At 63.4% G+C, this 20,459-nt stretch carries 20 protein-coding genes; 12 read left to right on the top strand and 8 right to left on the bottom strand.

The annotated features are described in order from the left end of the window. Positions 1-3 precede the first annotated feature (3 nt). A complete protein-coding gene (locus AC1RJY_RS01895; protein ID WP_498601249.1) occupies positions 4-801 on the top strand; it encodes a triose-phosphate isomerase family protein in 798 nt (265 codons plus the stop codon). Here AC1RJY_RS01895 and AC1RJY_RS01890 read toward each other — a convergent pair. Next, the gene (locus tag AC1RJY_RS01890) at positions 788-4,405 is read right to left on the bottom strand and encodes a TM0106 family RecB-like putative nuclease (protein WP_498601111.1); all 3,618 of its coding nucleotides are present in this window, start codon (positions 4,403-4,405) and stop codon (positions 788-790) included. The genes AC1RJY_RS01895 and AC1RJY_RS01890 overlap by 14 nt on opposite strands. 114 nt (positions 4,406-4,519) lie before the next feature. Here AC1RJY_RS01890 and AC1RJY_RS01885 point away from each other — a divergent pair, with 114 nt between their 5' ends. Together AC1RJY_RS01885 and AC1RJY_RS01880 are read left to right on the top strand one after the other, a co-directional pair. Continuing rightward, entirely contained in the window at positions 4,520-4,972 is a 453-nt protein-coding gene (locus tag AC1RJY_RS01885; protein ID WP_498601110.1) for a nucleoside deaminase, read from the top strand. 130 nt (positions 4,973-5,102) lie between these two features. After that, positions 5,103-5,537, top strand: a complete 435-nt coding sequence (locus tag AC1RJY_RS01880) for a CBS domain-containing protein (RefSeq protein WP_011773846.1) — start codon at positions 5,103-5,105, stop codon at positions 5,535-5,537. A gap of 30 nt (positions 5,538-5,567) precedes the next feature. On the opposite strand, the gene AC1RJY_RS01875 is transcribed toward AC1RJY_RS01880, so the two are convergent. After that, complete coding sequence (locus AC1RJY_RS01875) at positions 5,568-5,864, bottom strand: hypothetical protein (RefSeq protein WP_011773847.1); 297 nt, start codon at positions 5,862-5,864, stop codon at positions 5,568-5,570. Between the two features lie 86 nt (positions 5,865-5,950). On the opposite strand from AC1RJY_RS01875, the gene AC1RJY_RS01870 reads away from it, so the two are divergent. Continuing rightward, positions 5,951-8,407, top strand: coding sequence for a Tex family protein (locus AC1RJY_RS01870; protein ID WP_498601108.1), 2,457 nt, complete (start codon positions 5,951-5,953; stop codon positions 8,405-8,407). A gap of 8 nt (positions 8,408-8,415) precedes the next feature. On the opposite strand, the gene AC1RJY_RS01865 is transcribed toward AC1RJY_RS01870, so the two are convergent. From AC1RJY_RS01865 to AC1RJY_RS01855, 3 genes are all read right to left on the bottom strand, one after another. Then, positions 8,416-9,447 carry an alpha/beta hydrolase gene (locus tag AC1RJY_RS01865; RefSeq protein ID WP_014920990.1) on the bottom strand — a complete coding sequence of 344 codons (1,032 nt, stop codon included), beginning with the start codon at positions 9,445-9,447 and terminating at the stop codon, positions 8,416-8,418. Then, on the bottom strand, positions 9,444-9,806 hold the full coding sequence (locus AC1RJY_RS01860; RefSeq protein WP_014920991.1) for a DUF1622 domain-containing protein: 363 nt from the start codon (positions 9,804-9,806) through the stop codon (positions 9,444-9,446). The genes AC1RJY_RS01865 and AC1RJY_RS01860 overlap by 4 nt, the downstream gene beginning before the upstream one ends. Before the next feature lie 134 nt (positions 9,807-9,940). Continuing rightward, positions 9,941-10,855 (bottom strand): MSMEG_6728 family protein, encoded by a 915-nt coding sequence (locus tag AC1RJY_RS01855; protein WP_498601105.1) that lies wholly within the window; start codon positions 10,853-10,855, stop codon positions 9,941-9,943. 83 nt (positions 10,856-10,938) lie between these two features. On the opposite strand from AC1RJY_RS01855, the gene AC1RJY_RS01850 reads away from it, so the two are divergent. The 6 genes from AC1RJY_RS01850 to AC1RJY_RS01825 all read left to right on the top strand — a co-directional run bounded on the left by AC1RJY_RS01850 (position 10,939) and on the right by AC1RJY_RS01825 (position 15,115). Further along, the gene (locus tag AC1RJY_RS01850) at positions 10,939-11,970 is read left to right on the top strand and encodes an adenosine deaminase (RefSeq protein ID WP_011773852.1); all 1,032 of its coding nucleotides are present in this window, start codon (positions 10,939-10,941) and stop codon (positions 11,968-11,970) included. Between the two features lie 145 nt (positions 11,971-12,115). Continuing rightward, positions 12,116-13,027 carry a pullulanase X25 domain-containing protein gene (locus AC1RJY_RS01845; protein ID WP_498601103.1) on the top strand — a complete coding sequence of 304 codons (912 nt, stop codon included), beginning with the start codon at positions 12,116-12,118 and terminating at the stop codon, positions 13,025-13,027. A 92-nt stretch (positions 13,028-13,119) separates the two neighbouring features. Continuing rightward, entirely contained in the window at positions 13,120-13,404 is a 285-nt protein-coding gene (locus tag AC1RJY_RS01840) for an acylphosphatase (protein WP_011773854.1), read from the top strand. 51 nt (positions 13,405-13,455) lie between these two features. Further along, positions 13,456-14,058 carry a TetR/AcrR family transcriptional regulator gene (locus AC1RJY_RS01835; RefSeq protein WP_011773855.1) on the top strand — a complete coding sequence of 201 codons (603 nt, stop codon included), beginning with the start codon at positions 13,456-13,458 and terminating at the stop codon, positions 14,056-14,058. Next, positions 14,055-14,552: an SDR family oxidoreductase gene (locus AC1RJY_RS01830; protein WP_498601101.1), complete on the top strand. Its 498-nt coding sequence runs from the start codon at positions 14,055-14,057 to the stop codon at positions 14,550-14,552. Before AC1RJY_RS01835 ends, AC1RJY_RS01830 begins: the two co-directional genes overlap by 4 nt. Beyond that, the gene (locus AC1RJY_RS01825; RefSeq protein ID WP_498601099.1) at positions 14,534-15,115 is read left to right on the top strand and encodes a Rossmann-fold NAD(P)-binding domain-containing protein; all 582 of its coding nucleotides are present in this window, start codon (positions 14,534-14,536) and stop codon (positions 15,113-15,115) included. Before AC1RJY_RS01830 ends, AC1RJY_RS01825 begins: the two co-directional genes overlap by 19 nt. On the opposite strand, the gene AC1RJY_RS01820 is transcribed toward AC1RJY_RS01825, so the two are convergent. Next, on the bottom strand, positions 15,061-15,969 hold the full coding sequence (locus AC1RJY_RS01820) for a ribokinase (RefSeq protein ID WP_210064453.1): 909 nt from the start codon (positions 15,967-15,969) through the stop codon (positions 15,061-15,063). The genes AC1RJY_RS01825 and AC1RJY_RS01820 overlap by 55 nt on opposite strands. Positions 15,970-16,004: 35 nt before the next feature. Next, entirely contained in the window at positions 16,005-16,778 is a 774-nt protein-coding gene (locus AC1RJY_RS01815) for a GntR family transcriptional regulator (RefSeq protein WP_043805860.1), read from the bottom strand. 135 nt (positions 16,779-16,913) lie between these two features. On the opposite strand from AC1RJY_RS01815, the gene AC1RJY_RS01810 reads away from it, so the two are divergent. Further along, entirely contained in the window at positions 16,914-18,365 is a 1,452-nt protein-coding gene (locus AC1RJY_RS01810) for an MFS transporter (RefSeq protein ID WP_498601096.1), read from the top strand. An 82-nt stretch (positions 18,366-18,447) separates the two neighbouring features. Continuing rightward, positions 18,448-19,440 carry a nucleoside hydrolase gene (locus AC1RJY_RS01805; protein WP_498601094.1) on the top strand — a complete coding sequence of 331 codons (993 nt, stop codon included), beginning with the start codon at positions 18,448-18,450 and terminating at the stop codon, positions 19,438-19,440. An 85-nt stretch (positions 19,441-19,525) separates the two neighbouring features. Here the strand turns inward: AC1RJY_RS01805 and AC1RJY_RS01800 are convergent, their stop codons facing one another. Further along, positions 19,526-20,278 carry an ArsR/SmtB family transcription factor gene (locus AC1RJY_RS01800; RefSeq protein WP_043805861.1) on the bottom strand — a complete coding sequence of 251 codons (753 nt, stop codon included), beginning with the start codon at positions 20,276-20,278 and terminating at the stop codon, positions 19,526-19,528. Between the last annotated feature and the right edge of the window lie 181 nt (positions 20,279-20,459).

The following is a 20,459-nucleotide window of genomic DNA, read 5'->3' as shown; positions in this document are numbered from 1 at the left end:
GTGATGCTACCTGCTCCTGACACCGTGTTCATTGGTGTCAGCACCAAGATGTACATGGGCTACGCGCATAGCCTGGAATGGGTGGAACAGCTGGTGGCTGAAGTGGACGCCCGCCCGGCCCTCGCGGCCGGGCGGGTGGTCCCCTTTGTAATCCCGTCCTTTCCGGTTTTGCCCGAGGCAGCGCGGCTCCTTGCCGGAACGCCGCTGGTCCTGGGCGCGCAAAACTGTGGATGGTCCGACGGGCCGTGGACCGGCGAGGTGTCACCCTCCATGCTTGCTGAGCTCGGCGTTGGACTCGTGGAGATCGGCCACGCAGAACGACGCCGCTACTTCGGTGAAGATGAGGCGATGATTGCGCTCAAGGTGAGTGCCGCCGTCGACGCCGGACTGACGCCGCTGCTGTGCGTGGGGGAGACCGAAATCCTCGAACCCGAGGCGGCTGCAGCCATGGTGTTTTTGCACATCAAGGCAGCCGTTTCGGGCGACTGGTCGGTCGCCTCCCAACTGGTGATTGCGTATGAACCTGTGTGGGCGATCGGTGCTCCTGAGCCTGCCTCGGCCGAGTATGTTTCCCGCGTGGTGGCTGCCCTGCGCGAATCGTTGGCCCAGCACGGATTGGCCGGGATTCCTGTCATCTACGGGGGCTCCGCCAAACCTGGACTGTTGCCGCAGCTGGACGGGGTGTCCGGGCTTTTCCTCGGCCGGTTTGCCCACGACGCCGCCAACTTCGGACGGGTCCTCGACGAAGCCCTGAGTTTTTGTACAGCAGATGCCCTTAAGACGCCTTCTAGAGGGCGTTAGCTGTACAAAAACTCCGCTGGCAGAGGGCCACGAAGCCGCCCAAGTTCTCCAGACCCTCGGGATGAGTCGGCAGGTAGTTGGTCAGTTCGGGTGAACGAACCACGACGGCACGCCACTGACCGCGCGACACCGCCACGTTGATCCGGTTCCGGGACAACAGGAACTCCATGCCGCGTGGTACCTCTCCGGCTGCAGACGCTGCCATGGATACGATGACCACGGGAGCTTCCTGGCCTTGGAACTTGTCCACGGTACCCACACGGACCTTGCCCAATCCGGCGCCACGAAGATGGTGTTTGATCAGCTGAACCTGGGCGTTGTACGCGGCGACCACCAGGATGTCGGTCTCCTCCAAGGGCCGGCCTTCAGCGGGCAGTGTTTCAGCGGAGAGTGTTTCAGTGGGCTGTGACGGGTCGATCCAGCTGAGGCCAACGTGAGCTTGGACCTGCCGGACAACCTCCGCGGCTTCCTCGGGTGAGGACGTGGAGTTGCCGGTGTGCGGGACGTAAACGCAGGAGATACCGGGCGCGGCACCGTCCAAGTGGCGTTCTTTGGCTGCGGGTGCTGCCTCAAGCCTGTTGTCGTAGGAAAGTTCTGAAACTGCGCTGCATAACTCAGGATGCATTCGCCACGAGAGTGCCAAGAAGTAGCCCAGTTCGGCAGGCAAGGTGTTGAAACCATCTGACAACCAGCCCAGAGCCGATTCGTCCACTGGTTCGGGGTGCTTGCCTTGGGTGACCTGAGGCAGTTGCTGGGGATCCCCGAGAAGCAGAAGCCGCTTGGCTGCGCGGCTCACGGCCATAGTGTTGGCCAACGAGAACTGTCCTGCCTCGTCGATGACCAGGAGATCCAGCGAGCCCGCCGGAACCGAGCTGCCCACCATGGTCCAGGCAGTGCCGCCGATGAGGGCTCCACCTGGTTTGGACAACAGCTCTTCCACATCACCTTTGGCGCACTGGGTCCACGGCACGGGGTCGTCGTGTTTGACTTCCTTAGCCACGCGTCTGGGATCCACTCCAGCTTTGTCCACCGCAGCGCAGAGCATGTTCTCCACTACTGCATGCGATTGGGCCACGACGCCAACTTTCCAGCCGGCAGCGACGAGACGGGCGATGACGTGCGAGCCGACGTACGTCTTGCCGCTGCCCGGAGGTCCTTGGACGGCCAGATAGGAGTTGTCCAGGTCCTCCACTGCAGCTGTGATGGCATCAATGTACCCATCCGGTCCGGCGTCGACCGAGGGCAGAGCCGGCAGTGAGCGAAGCTTTGGTGGCTGCCTGCGCACCAGATCCAAGGAACAGTCCCGGGGCCACAAAGGTAGCGAGGCACTGAGCTTTGTGGCCAACGCCGCGAGTGCTGCCCGCTGCCCGTTGGTGGCAATGGGCGGATCCGGAGTAAGCGCCATGGGCAATTGGCTGAACTCTGTGGAGTCCTTGCGAAGGCCTTCGGCGATGGTGACTGTTTCGAAGTCCTCGTCGTCCCCCACCTCAGTGACCAAAGTTCCGTTCCAGCCTGCACGGCCAAGCGCGGCGGATTCCTTCGCTTGGAGCGAGTCCGGCAGAGGAGGGCCGTACATGCGGAAGTATTTCTTGCCGGGTTCCAGTCCGGCGCCGTCACCGGACCGGCCATAGAGTTTCACGAGCCGCGCAGGGTTGCTCCGAGGTGTCGGTTTTGCCCAGTCCTGCAGCAGTTCGGCGTGGTCGACAACGAAGAGGTCGCGCTCGTCAGGCCACTGGGAGGTTGGTTTTTCCAAACGGTCGAAGTGTCCCCACCAGTGCTGCTTGTCCTCGCGACGGTGATACCCGACGCCTGCGGCGACGATGCCGATAGCTCGGGAATCGGGAGTGGCTCTCTCGTCCTCGGGCAATCCGGCGAGGTAGTCGAATAGTGCTTTCTCTTCCGGTGCCGCCTCATACTGATCCGGTTCGGTGTTATCCGATTCGGTATCTGCTGGGGGCGCTTCGTCCGCGCCACCTGTAACGATGGAGCGCTCCGCGGCACGGGCAAGGAGCCAGTTGCGCAGTTCCAGCGTCGAGAGACAGTCATACTCGTTGTAGTCCCGGATGCCTTCGAGGATCACAGCTGCTTGGTCGGAGTTCCCGATGTCCCGGGCAGTGCAGTAGTCAGCGTAGGCAACAACGGAAGCGCCGGCGTCGGTCACGTCACCTGACCTCAGGTGCTGCCCCATATACAGCGGTTCAAGTTTCTTGATGCTGTACGAGTTCTCGGAGATCCGGATGCTGTGGCGGACGGTGTCGTAAAGGTCCACCAGGACGCCTTGGCGCAGGAGGTCGTCGACGGCGGATTCGCCCACCACATGTGTCAAGGAAAGGTTCCTCAGGGCCGTCTTCTCATACGCGGCGTAATGGTAGATGTGCATGCCGGGATAGCTGGCGCGCCGCTTGGCCACATAGTCCAGGAAGTCCACAAAAGCCTGTCCCTCCTCGGCCCGGGAGTGCGCCCAGAAGGGCCGGAACACGGGGTCAGCCCCTGGTTCCACAGGATTTTCGATGACACCGAACAGGTACTCGAGACCCCACTTTCCTGTGACAGGATCCTGCCACAGGGGATCGCCTTCGAAGTCGAAGAAGATGTCGCCAGGGTCCGGAGCAGGTAGCCTGCCCAAGGTGTTGTCCGGCAGCACGTTGTAACTGATGGCCTTGGTTTCTCCGGATTTATCTTTGTACTTGACCGTGCCGTCAGGGGTGCCAGTGCCGGTCTGCAGCCGGGCCTGCTCACGGAGCCGAAGCAACGTGGCATCGCCCGCTGCAGGGAGGGCAGCCAGTTCATCAATGGTGATGACCCCGGCTTCGATCAGCTTCTTGCGCCGGCTGACCCGCATACCCGCCACCATGAGGAGATCCCGATGCAACCGGACCTGCTCAGAGCAATAATCACAGCGGCCGCACGCGGAGTACCGGGAGTCGCCCCATGCCACGGGTACGGCCCCTGAAACGTGCGCCTCGGTCATGCCAAGGAAGCGTTCCCGGCGCTCCTTGAAAACGGGAAGGATCTGCGCGAGGGGGTGGTCGCTGTGGACCCGGTTGCCCAACACCAAGGTGACCGTGGGGTCCGGGGTAACTCCCGCGCGGATGAGTTGATCGCCATAGGCGGCCAACTGCAGGAGGGCCGTGACCTTGGCGTGCCGTGCGAGCTTGGTGTCGAAGACGGCGTACTGCCCGCCGGGGCGCTTCACCAGGAAGTCGGAGCGGCCATGAAACTGGCCGTCGAAGAAAGCGGCTTGGAAGACGACGTCCGCTCCGGAGCGCAGGGCGTCGATGGATTCCGCGTGCTTGGCCGAAAGGGTGGCGCGGTCCATCGCTGTGGCGGGGACGACGTCGTAAACGCCTTTCCTGGTAGCCGCATTCCACGGCCCGAACTCAGCCACGTAGTCATCAAGGACCCGATGTTCGTGGACGTCGCCGAGCTTGGCGGTGCGCTCCAACATGGCATCCGTTGCGAAAGCAGGCTTTGGCGTGCGGCCCAGTTTTTCGTCGAGTTTCCGGAGTAACTGGTACTCGCACGTGGCTGCGATAACGAGGTCGCTGGCCGAGAACACCAGGTCCTGCGGGGCGCCCGCTATCTCAGGATCGAGAAAGAACACCGCGACCCACCTACCTCTCCATGCCGTGAATAAACCCTTGCAGCCAAGCTATCAGCGGGCTCTGACAATATACGGCGCAGACAATATGGATCGCAGCCACTTTAGACTGCCCTCATGACTGAAACAGACCCCACCCTGGACCCCGGTTTCGAAGCCGCCTACCAAGCCGCACAAAAGAGCCTCAGCGAGGGCGGCATTCCCATCGGCGCCGCATTGGCCCGTGGTGGGAAAGTCATTGCCAGCGGACACAATGAACGAGTACAGCATGGGGATCCGATCGCGCACGGGGAAATGTCCGCGCTGAGGGCTGCCGGGCGTCAGACAAGCTACCGCGACACCACGCTCTACACCACCTTGGCGCCATGTGCCATGTGCACGGGAACCATCATCCAGTTCAAGATCCCGCGGGTAGTGGTTGGAGAGGCCGAAACTTTCCCCGGTGAATTCGATCTCCTGCGTTCACGTGGCGTGGAGGTCATGGTGCTGGACGACCCCCGGTGCGTGGACATGATGCGTACTTTCCAAGAGGAACACCCCGAATTGTGGGCTGAAGATATCGCCGAATAACAGCACTGAAATGGACTCCCAAAGGGCCGAAACCGCCTAGCCACCGATACCCGCCGAGCGTAGGCTGGCATCATCGGCGTCGGTGCCGAGAGGCCCTGCGTCGATAACCCCAATCGATGAAGGAGGACCCATGAGTGCCGTACGTGAATTCATGACAACCAATGCCCAGTGCATCGAAGAGGATAAGACTCTTCAGGAAGCCGCCAGGCTGATGAGGGATATGGACTGCGGTTCGCTTCCCATCTGCGGCCACGACGGCAAGCTCACCGGCTTCATCACCGACCGCGACATCGTGGTCAAGTGTTTGGCTGAAGGCAAGGATGCAAGGGAAGTCCGCGCCAGCGAACTCGCTACCGGTAAGCCGTACTGGGTGGACGCCGATGCCAACGTTGACGAAGCCGTCACCATGATGGAGGAACATCAGGTGCGCCGCCTGCCTGTCATCAGCGATCACAAGTTGGTAGGCATCATCAGCCAGGGCGATATTGCGCGCAACCACTACGCCGAACAGCGCCTCGGCGAAATGGTGGAGCACATTTCAGCCAAGGAGCGCATGTCGCACTGACAACCCACGCCAGCCGCCGCGAGGCATCCCCTAGAGGAACGCCTCGCGGCCCGTTCCTTCACGCAGCACGAGTTCGCCGTCTTCGATGGAGACCAGCAGGCTCTTGGGTTTCCCCGCGAGCTTCCTCGTGGCGCTAAGTTTTCGGCTGCTGACCTCAACGCCCACTGTGGCGCCTTTGGCTGGCAGCTCAACTGTCAGTTCGTCGGCCATCCCCAACAGGGCCTTGGTGGACACATCCCTCTCCGACACGGCTTCCTTGCCGTTGACGGTCACTGTCACGTCATCGGAAACAAACCCGTCCCGAAGGATGATGAGCAGTTCCTGCATGGTCCAACTACAGCACTAACATGGCCGCCGGGATAGGCCTTCCGGGACCTGCCTCTGAAACTGTCGGCCATGTGAGGCAAACTGTCATGGTGACTTCAAATCTCCAACACCAGTCAGCTGACTCCGCCATCCATGCCCTGATCGCCGAAGAACTCGGCGTCAAGACCTGGCAAGTCAAAGCCGCGGTGGAACTGCTCGACGCCGGATCCACCGTTCCGTTCATCGCCCGCTACCGTAAGGAAGTCACCGGGACGCTCGATGACACCCAGCTCCGCGACCTTGAGGAACGCCTCAGATATCTGCGTGAGCTGGAAGAACGACGCAAATCCGTCCTGGAGGCGATTGCCGCCCAAGGCAAGCTGACCCCGGAACTGGAAGCCGCCGTCGTCGGGGCCGATACCAAGGCGCGGCTGGAGGACATCTACCTCCCCTTCAAATCCAAGCGCCGCACCAAGGCCCAGATCGCCCGCGAAGCCGGGCTGGAACCACTGGCCGATGTCCTGCTCGCCAATCCGCACCTGGACCCCTCCACCGAAGCCGCCAAATACCTGAACGCCGAGCACTCCATCGACGACGCCGCCGCGGCGCTCGCAGGGGCCCGTGCCATCCTGGTGGAGCGCGTCGGGCAGGACGCTGACCTCGCCGAGGACCTCCGCGAACGCCTGTGGAAGCAGGGGCGGATGGTGTCCCGCGTCAAGAAGGGCATGGAGACCGAGGGCCAGAAGTTCAAGGACTACTTCGAGTTCACGCAGGTGCCTTCCGGCATGCCGTCGCATCGCGTGCTCGCCCTGTTGCGCGGTGAAAAGGACGGCGTCCTTGAGCTGGACCTCGCCGAAGCAGACCCTGCCGACGACGACGCCCTGGCCGCCGCCCGGGGCCGCTACGAGAACGCTGTGGCCAAGTGCCTGGGGGTCGCCAATCAGGGGCGGCCCGCCGACACCTGGTTGACGCAGACCGCACAGCTGGCCTGGCGGGGCCGTATTCTGGACCGGCTGACCACTGACCTTCGCGGACGCATGTTCGCCGACGCCGAGGACGAGGCCGTTCGCGTTTTCGCCGCCAACCTGCGCGATGTCCTGCTGGCCGCACCGGCCGGCAACCGCGCCACGCTTGGCCTCGACCCCGGGCTCCGCACCGGCGTGAAAGTAGCTGTTGTGGACGGGACGGGCAAGGTTATCACCACGGACACCATCTACCCCCACGCCCCTGCGAAGAAGTGGGACGAAGCATTGGCCACCCTCGGCCGGCTGGCCAAGCAGTACAACGTGGAACTCGTGGCGATCGGCAACGGAACGGCGTCGCGCGAGACGGACAAATTGGCCACTGAGCTCATCAAGTCCCTCGAAGCCACCGGCTCCCAGGGCATCCAGAAGCTTGTTGTTTCCGAGGCTGGAGCTTCGGTGTACTCCGCCTCCGCGCTGGCGGCATCCGAGCTCCCGGGCATGGATGTTTCGCTGCGTGGTGCTGTCTCCATCGCGCGTCGCCTGCAGGACCCCTTGGCAGAGCTGGTAAAAATCGAACCCAAGTCCATCGGCGTGGGGCAGTACCAGCACGACGTCACCGCCGCGAAGCTCGACCGCTCATTGGATGCCGTAGTGGAAGACTGCGTGAACGCCGTGGGCGTGGACGTGAACACAGCATCCCCGGCGCTGCTCAGCCGAGTGGCCGGCGTCGGGCCGCTGCTGAGCGAGAACATCGTGGCTTACAGGAACCAGAATGGGCCGTTCGCGAAGCGCAGCGACCTCAAGAAGGTGCCCCGGCTCGGTGCCAAGGCGTTCGAGCAGTGCGCAGGCTTCCTCCGGATCACCGGGGGAGCGGAACCGTTGGATGCCTCCAGCGTGCACCCTGAAGCGTATTCTGTGGCTCGGAAGATCCTGGTCGCAGCCGGTGGCGGTCCCGCCACGGCATTGGATCCGCAGGCTTTCGTGGATGGCACGTTCGGCCTGCCAACGGTCAAGGACATCATGTCCGAACTGGAGAAGCCCGGCCGCGACCCCCGTCCTGCTTTCAAGGCGGCGTCGTTCTCCGAGGGCATCGAGAAGATCTCCGACCTCAAGCCCGGCATGATCCTGGAAGGCACTGTTACCAATGTGGCCGCCTTCGGTGCGTTCGTTGATGTCGGAGTGCACCAGGACGGCCTGGTCCACGTGTCGGCACTATCCAACAAGTTCGTCTCGGATCCGCGCGAGATCGTGAAGTCCGGCCAAGTAGTACGGGTCAAAGTGTTGGAGGCCGACCCCGAACGCAAGCGCATCTCCCTGACATTGAGGCTCGACGACGAACCAGGCGCTGCTGGTGGGCGCACCTCGGGTGGACGTGCTTCGGGCGGCCAGGGTGCTGGCGAGCGTGCTGCTGGTCAGCCGGGTCAGCGTGGCGGCGGCCAGCGTTCGGGCCAGCCGGGCCAGGGTTCGCCGCGTCAGGGGCAGGGGCAGGGTGATCGGCGTCAGGGCGGCGCGCGCCAAGGCAAACCCCAGCAGGCTCCGGCCGCTCCTGCCAACACAGCAATGGCTGAAGCGCTGCGAAGGGCCGGACTGGGTAAATAAGGTGCGGCCTACAAACCCGCGGTCCTGGCTTCCCACACCTCGGCGTTCGAGGGCTGCAACGCCATGGGTAGCCAGCGCCCGATGCGCTCGAAAGCTTGTCGCCTGACCGGTTCCGGTGAGAGGAAGATGTCGTGGAACGCGTTCGGCAACCGGCTCACGGTGACGGTATCGGCCAAGGACAACGAGCGGTGGGCCACGGCGTCGACATTGAGTGCAACGTCAGCAGTGAGCGCGTCGGCCGACCATTTTGGCTGGAGGTAGCTCTTGTCCGAGAGCAGCACGAGTACCGGAACATCGATGCCCAAACCGGCTGCGACGGTCGCCTGGCCGCGGAACACGGCGTCAAGGAATGCAGGAGTGATGGGGAATCCCCGGTCGGGCCGCCACTCGAGGTTGTAGTCCCACTCACCGTCAAGGGTGGCTGATACGGCCCGGGTGTAGATTCCCGGATCTACTGGCGGCAGTGGTGCCAAGGGGTGGAGCCGGGCGTGCAGCCCCACCAAGGGTGCGATCGCCCGCCTGCCGAGCTCGGTAGCCTGAAATTCCAGCCAGGGGCTATTGAGGATCAAGGCCGATGCGATGCCTGGGTGGCGGGACGCCCACAGGCTGAGGGTGAGTCCACCGGTGGAGTGGCCCAACAGGATGAGCGGCCGGTCCTGGCCGGCATCCCCGGAGCGGCCCATGGCGGACAGCGCTGCTGCGATGTCGGCGTCGTAGTCCGCCAGGTTGGTGACGAAGCCAGGCACGAGGCCAGGACCGAGGCTGCGGCCGTAGTTATGCAGGTCCAAGGCGTAGAAGCGGGCGCCGGCCCGATGCCAGAACTCGGCTACGTGCCGTTGGAAGAAGTAGTCCGACCAGCCGTGGACATACAGAACGTCGGCGTCGATTCCTGCGGGGTCCGGAATGCCGTCCACGGCCTCCGGCCACTCCGGGGCGGTGCCCAGGTACCGCACCAAGGTGGCCACAGCACCGCCGTCGAGCGTCAGCGTTTGTTGCTCGAAGCCTTCGCCAAGAATGTCCGGGGACCACGGCTGAGTCATGAGTCCTTTTCCTTCTGCCACGGCCAGCGGCCCGTAATTTCCAGCTCGAGGGAGAAGCTGAGGAACGTGCGGATCAGCACGATGATGGCCAGGACTCCGACGCTTTCAAAAGTGGGGGTGACGGCCACGGTTCTGATGATGTCGGCGGCCACAAGGAGCTCGAGCCCCAAAAGAATGGACCTGCCCAGCAACTGCCGGTAGGAGCGGTACGGAGAAAACGGGGCGAGCCCGCGAGCCCGCTTAGGCTGGTATCCGCGGAGGGCCAGGGGAACCGAAATCAGGGCTCCGATCACCATGACGGCCACCCCCGCGAAGTCCATGTACCGGCCGACTTCTTCGATGACGTGCTGGAAATCCATGGCCCTCCCCGGTTAGGTGCGTGACACCACCGTCTCACAGAGCAACCCCGTAAACAGCAAACAACGACGACGGCAGCCCGGTTCCGTACAAACTGAACCTGGCTGCCGTCGTCGTGAGTTGGTGAAAGGTACCGCTACTGCAGAGGCGCCGGCACCGGGAAGAAGACCCGGGGATCCTGCAGCAGGGCCGGGTAGTCGAAGTCGGAGCGCTTGATCACATTGGTGACCTCGAAATTGCGCGCAAACCGGCCGTCAACAGTGATGGGTCGGCCGTGGATGAGGCCGACGGCGAAGGTCTGCCCACCGTCGAACGGCACGGCGAGCTCGGTCTTGCCCGGCAGGGTGTTGAACGCCTGCTCCTGTGCCTGGCGCTTGCGCGTGGGCTTCTTTTCAAGCTGCTTGACGGGTCGCTTCTTGGGACCCTTGACCTGGCGGCGGGACTTCTCCTCGGCGTACACAAACTGGTACTCGTCGGGGTCTGCCGGGGCAGCGGCCCGGGCTTTGCCGTGCGGCGGCATGGCGACTGTGGTGAGCTGCTCCGGTCGGAGATCCTCAACGGCTGCACGGAGGATCCACAGGCTGTCATCCTCGGGGTCTTCCGGGTGGAACTCGTGATTCGGTTCCGGCCATACGTACTCCAGCTTTTCCTCGGTGCCCGGGAAGAGCTGGGCGTAGTGCTTGGGATCCTTGCTGATCAGCTTGGAACGGTGGCTGAGGTGCAGGTCCTCGTGTCCAAGCCACGGCGGCATGACGATCCTGGATGCGTAATCCGGGTGGGCCGCCTGCGGTGCGAACTCCGTGATGTTGGTGCGGGTGTTGTCCGGGTGTCCGCGCGCAATCCATTCGTCAGCCATGGCCAGGCCGTACATGGTGAGGGCAGGGACGTGGCCCATCCACATGCGCACGGCGGGGTGCGACTGCCAACCGTACTCCGGGATCACCAACGCGCGGAGAACCTGGAGGGCTTCGACGCGCTGTTTGCCGAGCCTTGAAGTGTCGAGCGCCGCGGCACTCTCACGGAAATCGGCGAAAGGGAGGAAAGTCTGCATCCTTTCAGTTTGAGGGTGCCGGGCTTGAGAACCAAGTTGAGTGCTCCGGGACACGTACCGGTGTTGGGGCCTAGAGTTGTCGGGTGGAAACTTTTGGCGAGAAAACTACCTCAACGGCGCCTCCGGTTGCCGAACTGCACCTGCACATCGAAGGGACTCTCCAGCCAGAGCTGATCTTTGCCCTGGCCGAACGAAACGGCATCGAACTGCCGTACGAAGACATTGAGGAACTCCGGGAAAAGTACGAGTTCACTGACCTCCAATCTTTCCTGGACCTCTACTACGCCAATATGGCTGTCCTGCAGACCGAGCAGGATTTCACTGACATGACGCGTGCGTATCTGGAGCGGGCCGCTGCCGGGGGAGTGCGACATGCGGAAATCATGATGGACCCCCAGGCGCACACGTCCCGGGGCGTGGCGCTGGAGACCTGCGTCAATGGTGTGGCCAACGCCTTGGCCACGTCCGAAGAAGACTTTGGCGTCTCCACTCTCCTCATCGCTGCGTTCCTGCGCGACATGTCCGAGGATTCGGCGCTTGAGGTGCTGGACCAGCTCCTGGCCATGCACGCGCCGATCGCCGGCATCGGCTTGGACTCCGCAGAGGTGGGCAATCCGCCGTCGAAATTTGAGCGACTGTACCAGCGCGCCGCTGAAGCCGGTTTGCGGAGGATCGCTCACGCGGGCGAAGAAGGACCGGCCTCCTACATCACCGAGGCACTGGATGTGCTTCACGTCGAACGGATCGATCACGGCATTCGCTGCATGGAAGACACGGATGTGGTGCAACGGCTCGTCGCTGAACAGGTTCCCTTGACTGTCTGCCCGCTCTCCAATGTCCGGCTCCGCGCGGTGGATAAGCTGGCTGACCACCCCTTGCCCGAGATGTTGGCGATTGGGCTGAACGTTTGCGTGAACTCGGATGACCCCGCTTACTTTGGCGGCTACGTGGACGACAACTTCGAGCAACTGGTCAAGGTCCTGGAGTTCTCGGTTCCGGAGCAGGCCACCTTGGCTGCCAACTCCATCCGTTCCTCCTTTGCCAGTGACGCCCGGAAAGCGGTGCTGCTGGACGAGGTCACGGAGTGGGTCAAGGCCTCCGTAACGCCCGCCTAAAGCACTGCAGCCGAGACCCGTAAATCACTTGCGGCGTCCGGGATGTCACACTCGGTCACGACACACGGTGTTTACCTTCTGCAGTCGCGGGAATTAACAATTCATTGGCAAACTGCTAGGGAGTATCCACCGTTGAAGGAGAAGCATGGGCGCGAACACCGCCGAGAACACCAACCTTCGTCTGAAGGCCGTCCTGGACATCCTCGCCGAAAACGTATGGTCCGGGGCAACGCTGAACGCCGGCGAGGTGCTGGCCGAAGCGATCGTCCGAGTACCTTTCAATGACCACGAGGCTGAACTTCTCAGTGGAGGCATCCCTCGCGGCCACAAGACCCTGACGTCGGCATCGGCCAAGCTGGTCAAGTCCGGATGGTTGGTCAAGGGACGTTCGGGCTGGACCATTCCGGAGGACGGCCTGCGTGCGACGGTCGCGTTCCCGGACGCGGCCGCTTTCGGAGCAGCGCTCGACGCCGGAACGCCGGTACCTGCCGACGTCGCCGTTCCGACGGCCCCGCCCGCGAAGCCCCAGGCCAAGAAGGCAGCTGCTACCAAGCGGACTGCCACGAAGAAGGTCTCCGCGCCCAAGGTTGCGGCTGCCGACGTAGCTGAGCCGAAGGTCGCTGCGGCCAAGGTCTCCGCGCCGAAGGCCAAGGCTGCAACAGCCAAGGCTTCCTCCGCGGGGGCTGCCCCTGCCGCGAAGAAGCCCACCCGCAAGGCGCCGGCGAAAGCAGCGGCGGCATCCGCCGTCGAGACTGTGCCGCAGCCGGACGCCGTCGCGATCGCCGGTGACTTCAACAAGATCCTTGGAGCACCCGAGGACTGGGCGCCGCAGTACGACGAAGCCCAGATGGAGTTCAACCCAATCGTCCAGGTGTGGACGCTGACGGCTGAACTGCCCGCCGGTTTCTACACGTACAAGATTGCGCTGAACCGTTCTTGGGATGAGAACTATGGTGCGTTCGGTGCCCGTGACGGAGCCAACCATGAGTTGAACCACGACGGCGGCCCCGTCACCATCACGTACAGCCACACGACGCGGGACATCGTGGTCGGCTAAGTCTCCCTGTCTCGGAACCCGCCCTTGTTCGTCCCGCGACCCGTTGTACGGTGAGCGGGACGGACGAGGGCGGGTCTGGTTAAGGTGGTTCCATGACTGACGAAACCCTCCGCCTCACAGCCCGTATCACCGGCGTGGTCCAGGGCGTGGGTTTTCGCTATTGGACTGCCCGGAAAGCGGATGAACTCCTGCTGAAAGGGACGGTACGCAACAGCGCGGACGGTTCCGTTGAACTGGTGGCCGAAGGCTCAGCGGCCGACGTGGACAGCATCGTGAAGTGGCTTCACTCGTCGCGGGCGCCGGGCCGGGTTGAGAACGTTGATTTCCAGGTTTCCGACGCAACGGGGGAGTTCGACGACTTCCGAATTATCGACTAGCGACCAAGCTGTCGGTTGAAATAAATATATAGACTGGTCTATTACTTAGCCATGGCTTCTTCGTATCCCAAAGGACTCGCAACCCGGCAGCGCTTAGTGGACTCCATGCTCGAGCTCATCCAGCTTCACGGCTATCACGGAACGGGGCTCAACACGGTGCTGGCACGATCCGGGGCCCCGAAGGGCTCCCTGTACTTTCATTTCCCGGAGGGGAAAACCGAACTCGGGATCGCCGCTGTGGGGCTGGCCGGCGATCAGTTCGCTGAGCTGATCGGCACGGCGACCACAACGGCCTCCTCGCCCAGCGCCGCGGTAGACGCACTGGTCGCCGAACTCAAAGGCATTCTGGAAGCCAGCGATTACCAAGCCGGTTGTCCTGTCTCATCCGTTGCCTTGGACGCAGGGTCTGAGAACGAGCCGCTCCGGGAGGCATGCGGCCAGGTGTATGACGCCTGGGTCAGTGCAGTGTCCAGCTACCTTTCTACGTTCGGGCTCAAGAAAGAGCAGGCGCAACCTTTGGCGACGTCGATGATCTGCCTGGTGGAGGGCTCCCTCATTCTGTCCCGCGCCTACAAGTCCACCCAGCCTCTGGACGCAGCTGCCGGGACGCTCAAAATGTTGATGAAGGCAGTTCACAGCGAGGCGAACGCATGAGCTCCCGTCACGCTCTGGTATTCGGCGCCACGGGCCACATCGGAAAATGGCTGGTCCGCGAACTATTGCAGCGGGGCGTGACTGTCACAGCTGCCGTGCGCACGGAACATTCCTCTCAACGACTGGCGGAGTGGCTGGCGAAGCACGACGCGGGCGGGCGCCCAACTTTCGTCCTGGTGGACTTCAGCCTGGACGACCTCGGCCAGGATCCGGCGTCGAACGCTTTCAAGTCCGTGACCGAAGTCCATAACGTCGCTGGCGCATTTGCGTTCGGAATGACTGCCGAGGCTGCCTATGCCGCGAACGTGACCAGCGCCGAGCGCGTGGTTCGCTTTGCCGCGAAGCTGCCGGCGGTGACCAGGGTGGTGCATCTGTCCGGTTACCGGGTGGGGGCCAGGACCCTGCCGAGGGGCCATGGGATGACTCCCGCCGCGCCAAAGACTACAAACGCCTGGGCGCCTACGAGGGGTCCAAGGTGGAGTCTGACGCCGTAGTGCAAGCAACCGCGCGTTCGCTGGGCGTTCCATTCACCATGGTCAACCCGGCCACCGTGATCGGGGATTCCATCAATGGTGAGTCCGGGCAAGTGTTGGGCCTCGCCACCACCGTGCTGGATCTCTTCCGTGGAAAGCTGCCCGTGCTGCCTGGCAATCAGCGCACGTTCGTCCCAGTGGTCACAGCCGATTATCTGGCCTCCTTTATGGCGCTGGTCCCAAACAAGCCCGAAGCGGAAAATGCCTCCTACTGGGTACTCGACGACGCCACGCCGCCGTTGCCGGAGCTACTGGGGATGCTCGGGAAGCACCTCAATGTCCGGGTCCCATGGTTCAAAATCCCTAGCGCCCTGCTGAAGAAACTGCCCGCAAAACTGACTGGGGCAGACCCGGAAACATTGTCGTTCCTGTCTGAAAATCGATATCCGACGGCGGCCGCGGTCGCCTTGGCGGAGGCTGGCGGATTGCACCACCCTCCTGTCGAGACCGCCTTGAAGCGCTGGGCCGACTACTTGGTGGCGGCCGAACCTGCCGCAAGAGAAGACCGCGTCGCCTCAATGTAATGTTCCAACGGCTTCAGTGCAGGCTGGGACGAAGCATCACGGACAGCATCCGCGCCCACGGCATTGGCCGCTGCCAAAGCATGCGAGTATTCCAACCCGGACCGGAGCGCCAAGACCAATGCTGCACAGAAAGCATCCCCGGCTCCGATCGTGTTGGCAATCTCGGTGACCCGCACCGCCGGAGCCTCGGCCACCCGTTCGCCGTCGACGAAGATCGCCGAACCCTCGCCGCCGTAGGTGACGGCCACCAATGGTGCGTGGCGGAGTGCCGGGATGAGTTCATACTCGGTCTCATTCACGATTACCAGGTCGCAGCGATCCAGCAACTCCGGGATGAGGGGCATCGCGGGGGCCGCATTCAGTGCGAAGAATCCCTTGGCCCGGCGGGCGGCTTCAAGCACCACGTGCTGGTCCACTTCGAGTTGGCACAGGACGGCCTCGTCATCGTCGAAAGTGACACCGTCCACGTTCACTGCACCGTTGGCGCCCGGGCACACCACAATCTGGTTCTCGCCCTCACCGTCTACCAGCACCAGCGCCGTTCCTGTGGCAGCATCTGCCCGGGAAACGTCTTGGACGTCGACGCCGGCGGCCGCCATCGCGCTGAGCAGGTTCTGTCCCGCTTCGTCGTGGCCCACGGCCCCCACCATGCGGGAGCTTCCCGCGAGCCGGGCCGCGGCGACGGCCTGATTGGCGCCCTTGCCGCCGGGCTGCTGACGGAGAACGCCTCCGCCCACGGTTTCGCCCGGCGAGGGGAGACGGTTTGCTGTGGCGGTGATATCGAGGTTGATGCTGCCCATCACCGTGAGTGTGAGGGACGAAATGGGCGCAGAAGGCTGCAGGGACGTGCTCATGAAAGGTCCTTTTCGGGGAATCAGCTCGGGGAGGGTCAGGAGGACTGGATAACGGAGAGATGCCCGGCTTTGGCGGCCACGAGGCATTTGGCCAGATAGAACGGGGAACCGTTCCGGCGGACGTATTGGGTGAGGACCAACACGGGATCGGAGGGGCGGAGTCCCAGTAACTTTGCGCGGCTGGGTCCGGCGGTGCTGAGGCTGATCTGGCATTCGCCGGGGCCAAGGGTTGCGCCGGGCAGTCCGCTGAGAACTTCCAGGAGTGTTGACGCGGGAAGCGTGGGAGCCTCCGCAGCTTCGGCCAGGGCCTCGGCTTCAGGGGTTGCCTGCGAGACGTTTTCCTGGAGGTGGGCCACAGGCTCGCCGTTCCGGATGAGCACGCTCTCCCAGAACCAGACGTCCTCTTCGGGCTGCACGCCGATGCCCGGCGCCACGAATTCCGACGCCGGCTGTTTGATGGCAGCTACCCGCTTGACCTGGATGTCCTGGTCCGGTCCGCCAAGAAGTTGATCGAAGGGGCGGATGTGTTCGATGCCGATGCGGGGCAGCGAATCGGCTACAAAGCGGCCAACTCCGCGGCGTGCCCGGGTGAGGCCGTCTTCTTCGAGCAACATCAGCGCTTCCCGGATCACGGTACGGCTGACATCCATCATGATGCCTAGCTCTGTCTCCGTGGGGAGCAAGGAACCTGGCGGCAGGATCTTGGTCCGGATCGCTTCGGCGATGCGCGAGTAGGCCGCGACGCGCAAAGGTTGCCCCGGTTGGGTAGCGATGGGTCGGGACAGGAACTGGACGGCGTTGTCGGTCAAGGGTGCCTCACTTGAGATGGGTTACCGACACTGTACCGGATGACTGTGACAGGTTGCACAAGCTCGTAATACATGCTTGTATAACAACTCACATCTCATGGCGCCGCCCCGCGCCCTCGGACAAAGGAGTTTGATGTGAACATCCCCACCGCCACAGGCACGCAGGCTGTAGACCCGCAGGCCCCAGCCCCCGCGGACCCCAAGACAGCGACGGACCAGAGCCGCTTCCAGGGCAAAGCCGCCGCGCTGCTGATCGCCACGCTGGTCTTGGCCGTACTGGCGTTCCAGCTCAACGCCAGCATGATCACGCCCGCACTGCCGCACATCGGCTCGTTCTTCGGCGAAACACCCGAGGCCGTGGCTCAAGTGCAGTCGATGTTCTTCCTCGCCGGCGCCATCGCCGGACCCGTGATCGGTCGCTGGAGTGACTTCATCGGCCGTCGCAATGCACTCCTGTTGGTGCTGGCCATCATGGGTGCCGGTACCGTGCTGTGCATCTTCGCGCCCACCCTGCCGTTGCTGGTCACCGGCCGCTTCATGCAGGGTGTTTCGAGCGCCATCTTCGCGCTCTCCTACATCGTCCTCAACGAGTACCTGCCCGCCAGACTCTTCGGCACCTCCATCGGCATCATCGCAGCGATCAACGGCGGCGTTGGCGGCGTGGATGGCTACTTCGGCGGACTCATGGCCGAGACCCTGGGCTTCCAGTCGATCTTCGTTGCCGTGCTCGTCCTGGCCGCGATCGCCGTCGTCTGCGTCTTCAAAGTAGTCCCGGGCGGTAAGGCTGCGGTTGCGCCGGGCCGGATGGACTGGTGGGGTGCGGGTTCCCTGTCCGTGTTCCTGGTGTTCATCACATACTTCGTGTCCACGGGTTCTTCGGCTGGGTGGACCTCGCCTGCAGCCCTTGGCCTGCTTGCCGGAAGCATCGCGTCCTTCACAGCCTTCTGGCTCATTGAAAAGAAGCGCGAAACCCCCCTCGTGGCAGTTCACCATCTCCGTTCACGCCAGGTGTGGCCCGTCATCGCCACCACTGTGCTGACGCTCGCCGGCATCTTCGCCATCATCAACTTCACCGTGGTGTTGCTGAGCCAGGACAAGGAAAACGGCTTCGGCCTGTCCGCTTCGGTCGCAGCCCTGCTGTTCCTCACGCCCGCAGCGCTCATCGGCGTCTTTGCTGCCCCGCTCGCAGGCTGGATCGCCGACCGCCGCGGCTGGATCAAGACGGTCCGCGTGGGCACCGCCACCAGCTTGGCCTGCGCGATCGTCGCGGCGCTCTTCGCCCACAACCAGATCGCAGTCCTCATCGCGATCGCTGCCCTGGGCATCTTCTACAACGGCTTCTTCCTCACCGCCATCAACGGCCTGTCCGTGCTGCTCTCGCCCAAAGAAGCGCCGGCCGCGCTGCCGGGCATCAACGGTGCCTCCTTCGGCATCGGGGCGAGCCTCGGCGTCGTGGTTGTTGCACCGTTCGCAGGCCAGGGCACCGCGGCCGGATACTCCGCAGCCCTCTGGATTTCGGTGTCCATTACGGCGCTTGCCTTCATTGTCAGCCTGTTCATCGCGGCCCCCAAGGGCGAAAAGATCTAACGCACGACGCCGGCACTCGGCCCTGGCGCGCCACCGAACGCAGCATCACCACTGTCCGCTCCACCTGAAACGAGAGACCATCATGACCCAGCCCGCCCCCTTCTTCCTTGACTGCGATACCGGCATCGACGACGCCCTCGCCCTGGCTTACCTTCTGGCCTCCCCGCGGGCAGACCTCGTGGGCATCGGTACTGTCAGTGGCAACGTCAGTGCGGCAGGCGGCGCCCGGAACACCCTGGACCTGCTGAACCTGGCCGGCCACCCGGACATCCCCGTGGCTATCGGCGCCCACGATCCCCAGGTTGGATCTTTCCACGGCGGCGCTCCGCACGTCCACGGTGACAACGGCATCGGCGGGGTAGATCTAGTCCCGTCGGTCCGTGAGCCCGTCAAGGTCACAGCCGCGGAGCTGCTGGTTCAATTGGCGCACAAATATGCGGGGGAGCTTCGCCTTGTGGCCATCGGCCCGTTGACCAACATCGCCGAAGCCCTGCGCCTGGAACCGAAACTGCCCGAGCTGATCGCCGAGGTCACCATCATGGGCGGCGCAGCGTTGGCCCCGGGAAACATCACGCCTGTTGCTGAGGCCAACATCGCCAACGATCCTGAGGCTGCCGCCGAAGTCCTGGCCGCCGACTGGAACGTGACGCTAGTACCCCTGGATGTCACCATGACCAACGTCCTGGAGGAAAACCACCGCCAAGAGCTGCTGGCCAGCGAGCACCCGGTCTCGCAGGCACTGGGCGAGATGCTCGGCTACTACTTCGGTTTCTACGTTGATATTTTCGGGCGGGCTTGCTCGGCGATGCACGATCCTCTTGCTGCAGCCATCGCCGTCAGGGGAGTGGAGCTCACCCTGGCCCCGACTGTCCGGGTTCAGGTTGACACCACCGACGGACCCGGCCGCGGCCAGACGGTGTGCGATCTCCGCGGACAGTACGCCGGGTACCCGGAGCAGCGCGGTGCACGGTGCCGTGTGGTGCTGGAAATAGGGGAAGATTTCGCTCCGCACCTCCTCGGAACCATGCAGGCAGCCTGGCTTACAGAGGAACAGGCGGCGGCGCCTGTCGCCTGACTGGCGGGAGACTGAGGTATCGACGACGACGGCGGCAGCGGCCCGCCGTCGTCGTCCTCGTTTAAGCCGTTGCCCCCGAAAGTGGCTACGCGTACATGAGCGAGCCGGGCGTAGTCAGCGTTTCACCGGTTTCCAGCCAGGTCTTGAGGCCCGAGAGGATCATGGGCCAGCCACCGTAGAGTTGGTCGTTCGCGCCTTCGCGGAGCTGATCGTGCGTGACGGTGAGGTGACAGGAATCGCCGACGGGCTCGATCTCCCAGGTGATCCGCGACGTTCCCTCAGCCTTCACGTCCTCGCCCCACAGCGCGCGCATTGTTTGAACGAGCCGGCGTGGGGGATCCACCTCGATGTTCTCGCCCTCTCCGAGCGGCGCATCGGCTTTGACGTTGTGCATCTCGAAGCGGCTGCCCGGAGTCCAGTCCGAGGTGAAGGTGTTGCCGAACTGGTATTTGCTGCGGATGTCGCTATTGGTGATGGCTTCCCAGAGCCGTTCCGGAGTGGTCTTGATGTAAATCTCGAAGATCTTTTCCATGGGACTTTCCAATCTGGATTTGAGGTCGCTGAGGGCAGCGGCCCATGGTTCTGCGTATTTACTCACCCAGCGATCGTGGATGAGACGGATGGGAACCGGGTTCAGGAAGTGCAGCTTTTCGCGCCCGCGACGGCGGGTGACCACCAACCCTGCGTCCTCCAACAGCTTGAGGTGCTTGGCAATGCCGAAACGGGTCATCTCGAACCGGGCTCCCAAGGCGGAGGCGGATTGGCCGTCCTCGCGGAACAGCTCATCGAGAAGTTCCCTGCGGGTTGCGTCTGCCAAGGCCTTGAACACTACGTCCATGGGCTCAGAATAGGTGACTGTTTGGTCACGTGTCAACGGGTTGCCGCCAGGTCGCTGGAACCCTGCGAAATCGCCGTTCCTGTCCCGGCGTATCCGCAAGCTTCCGGCGTTCTCGGTGCTCCCGCGCCCCGGTTTCCAGGTTCTCCGCACGCTTCCCGCGATCTCGGTGAGACAGGCTAAT

Source organism: Arthrobacter sp. GW822-FHT05G07 (genome assembly GCF_058799755.1).
Note: the sequence above shows the minus strand (reverse complement) of the source record. Positions and strands in the feature narration are given on the sequence as shown.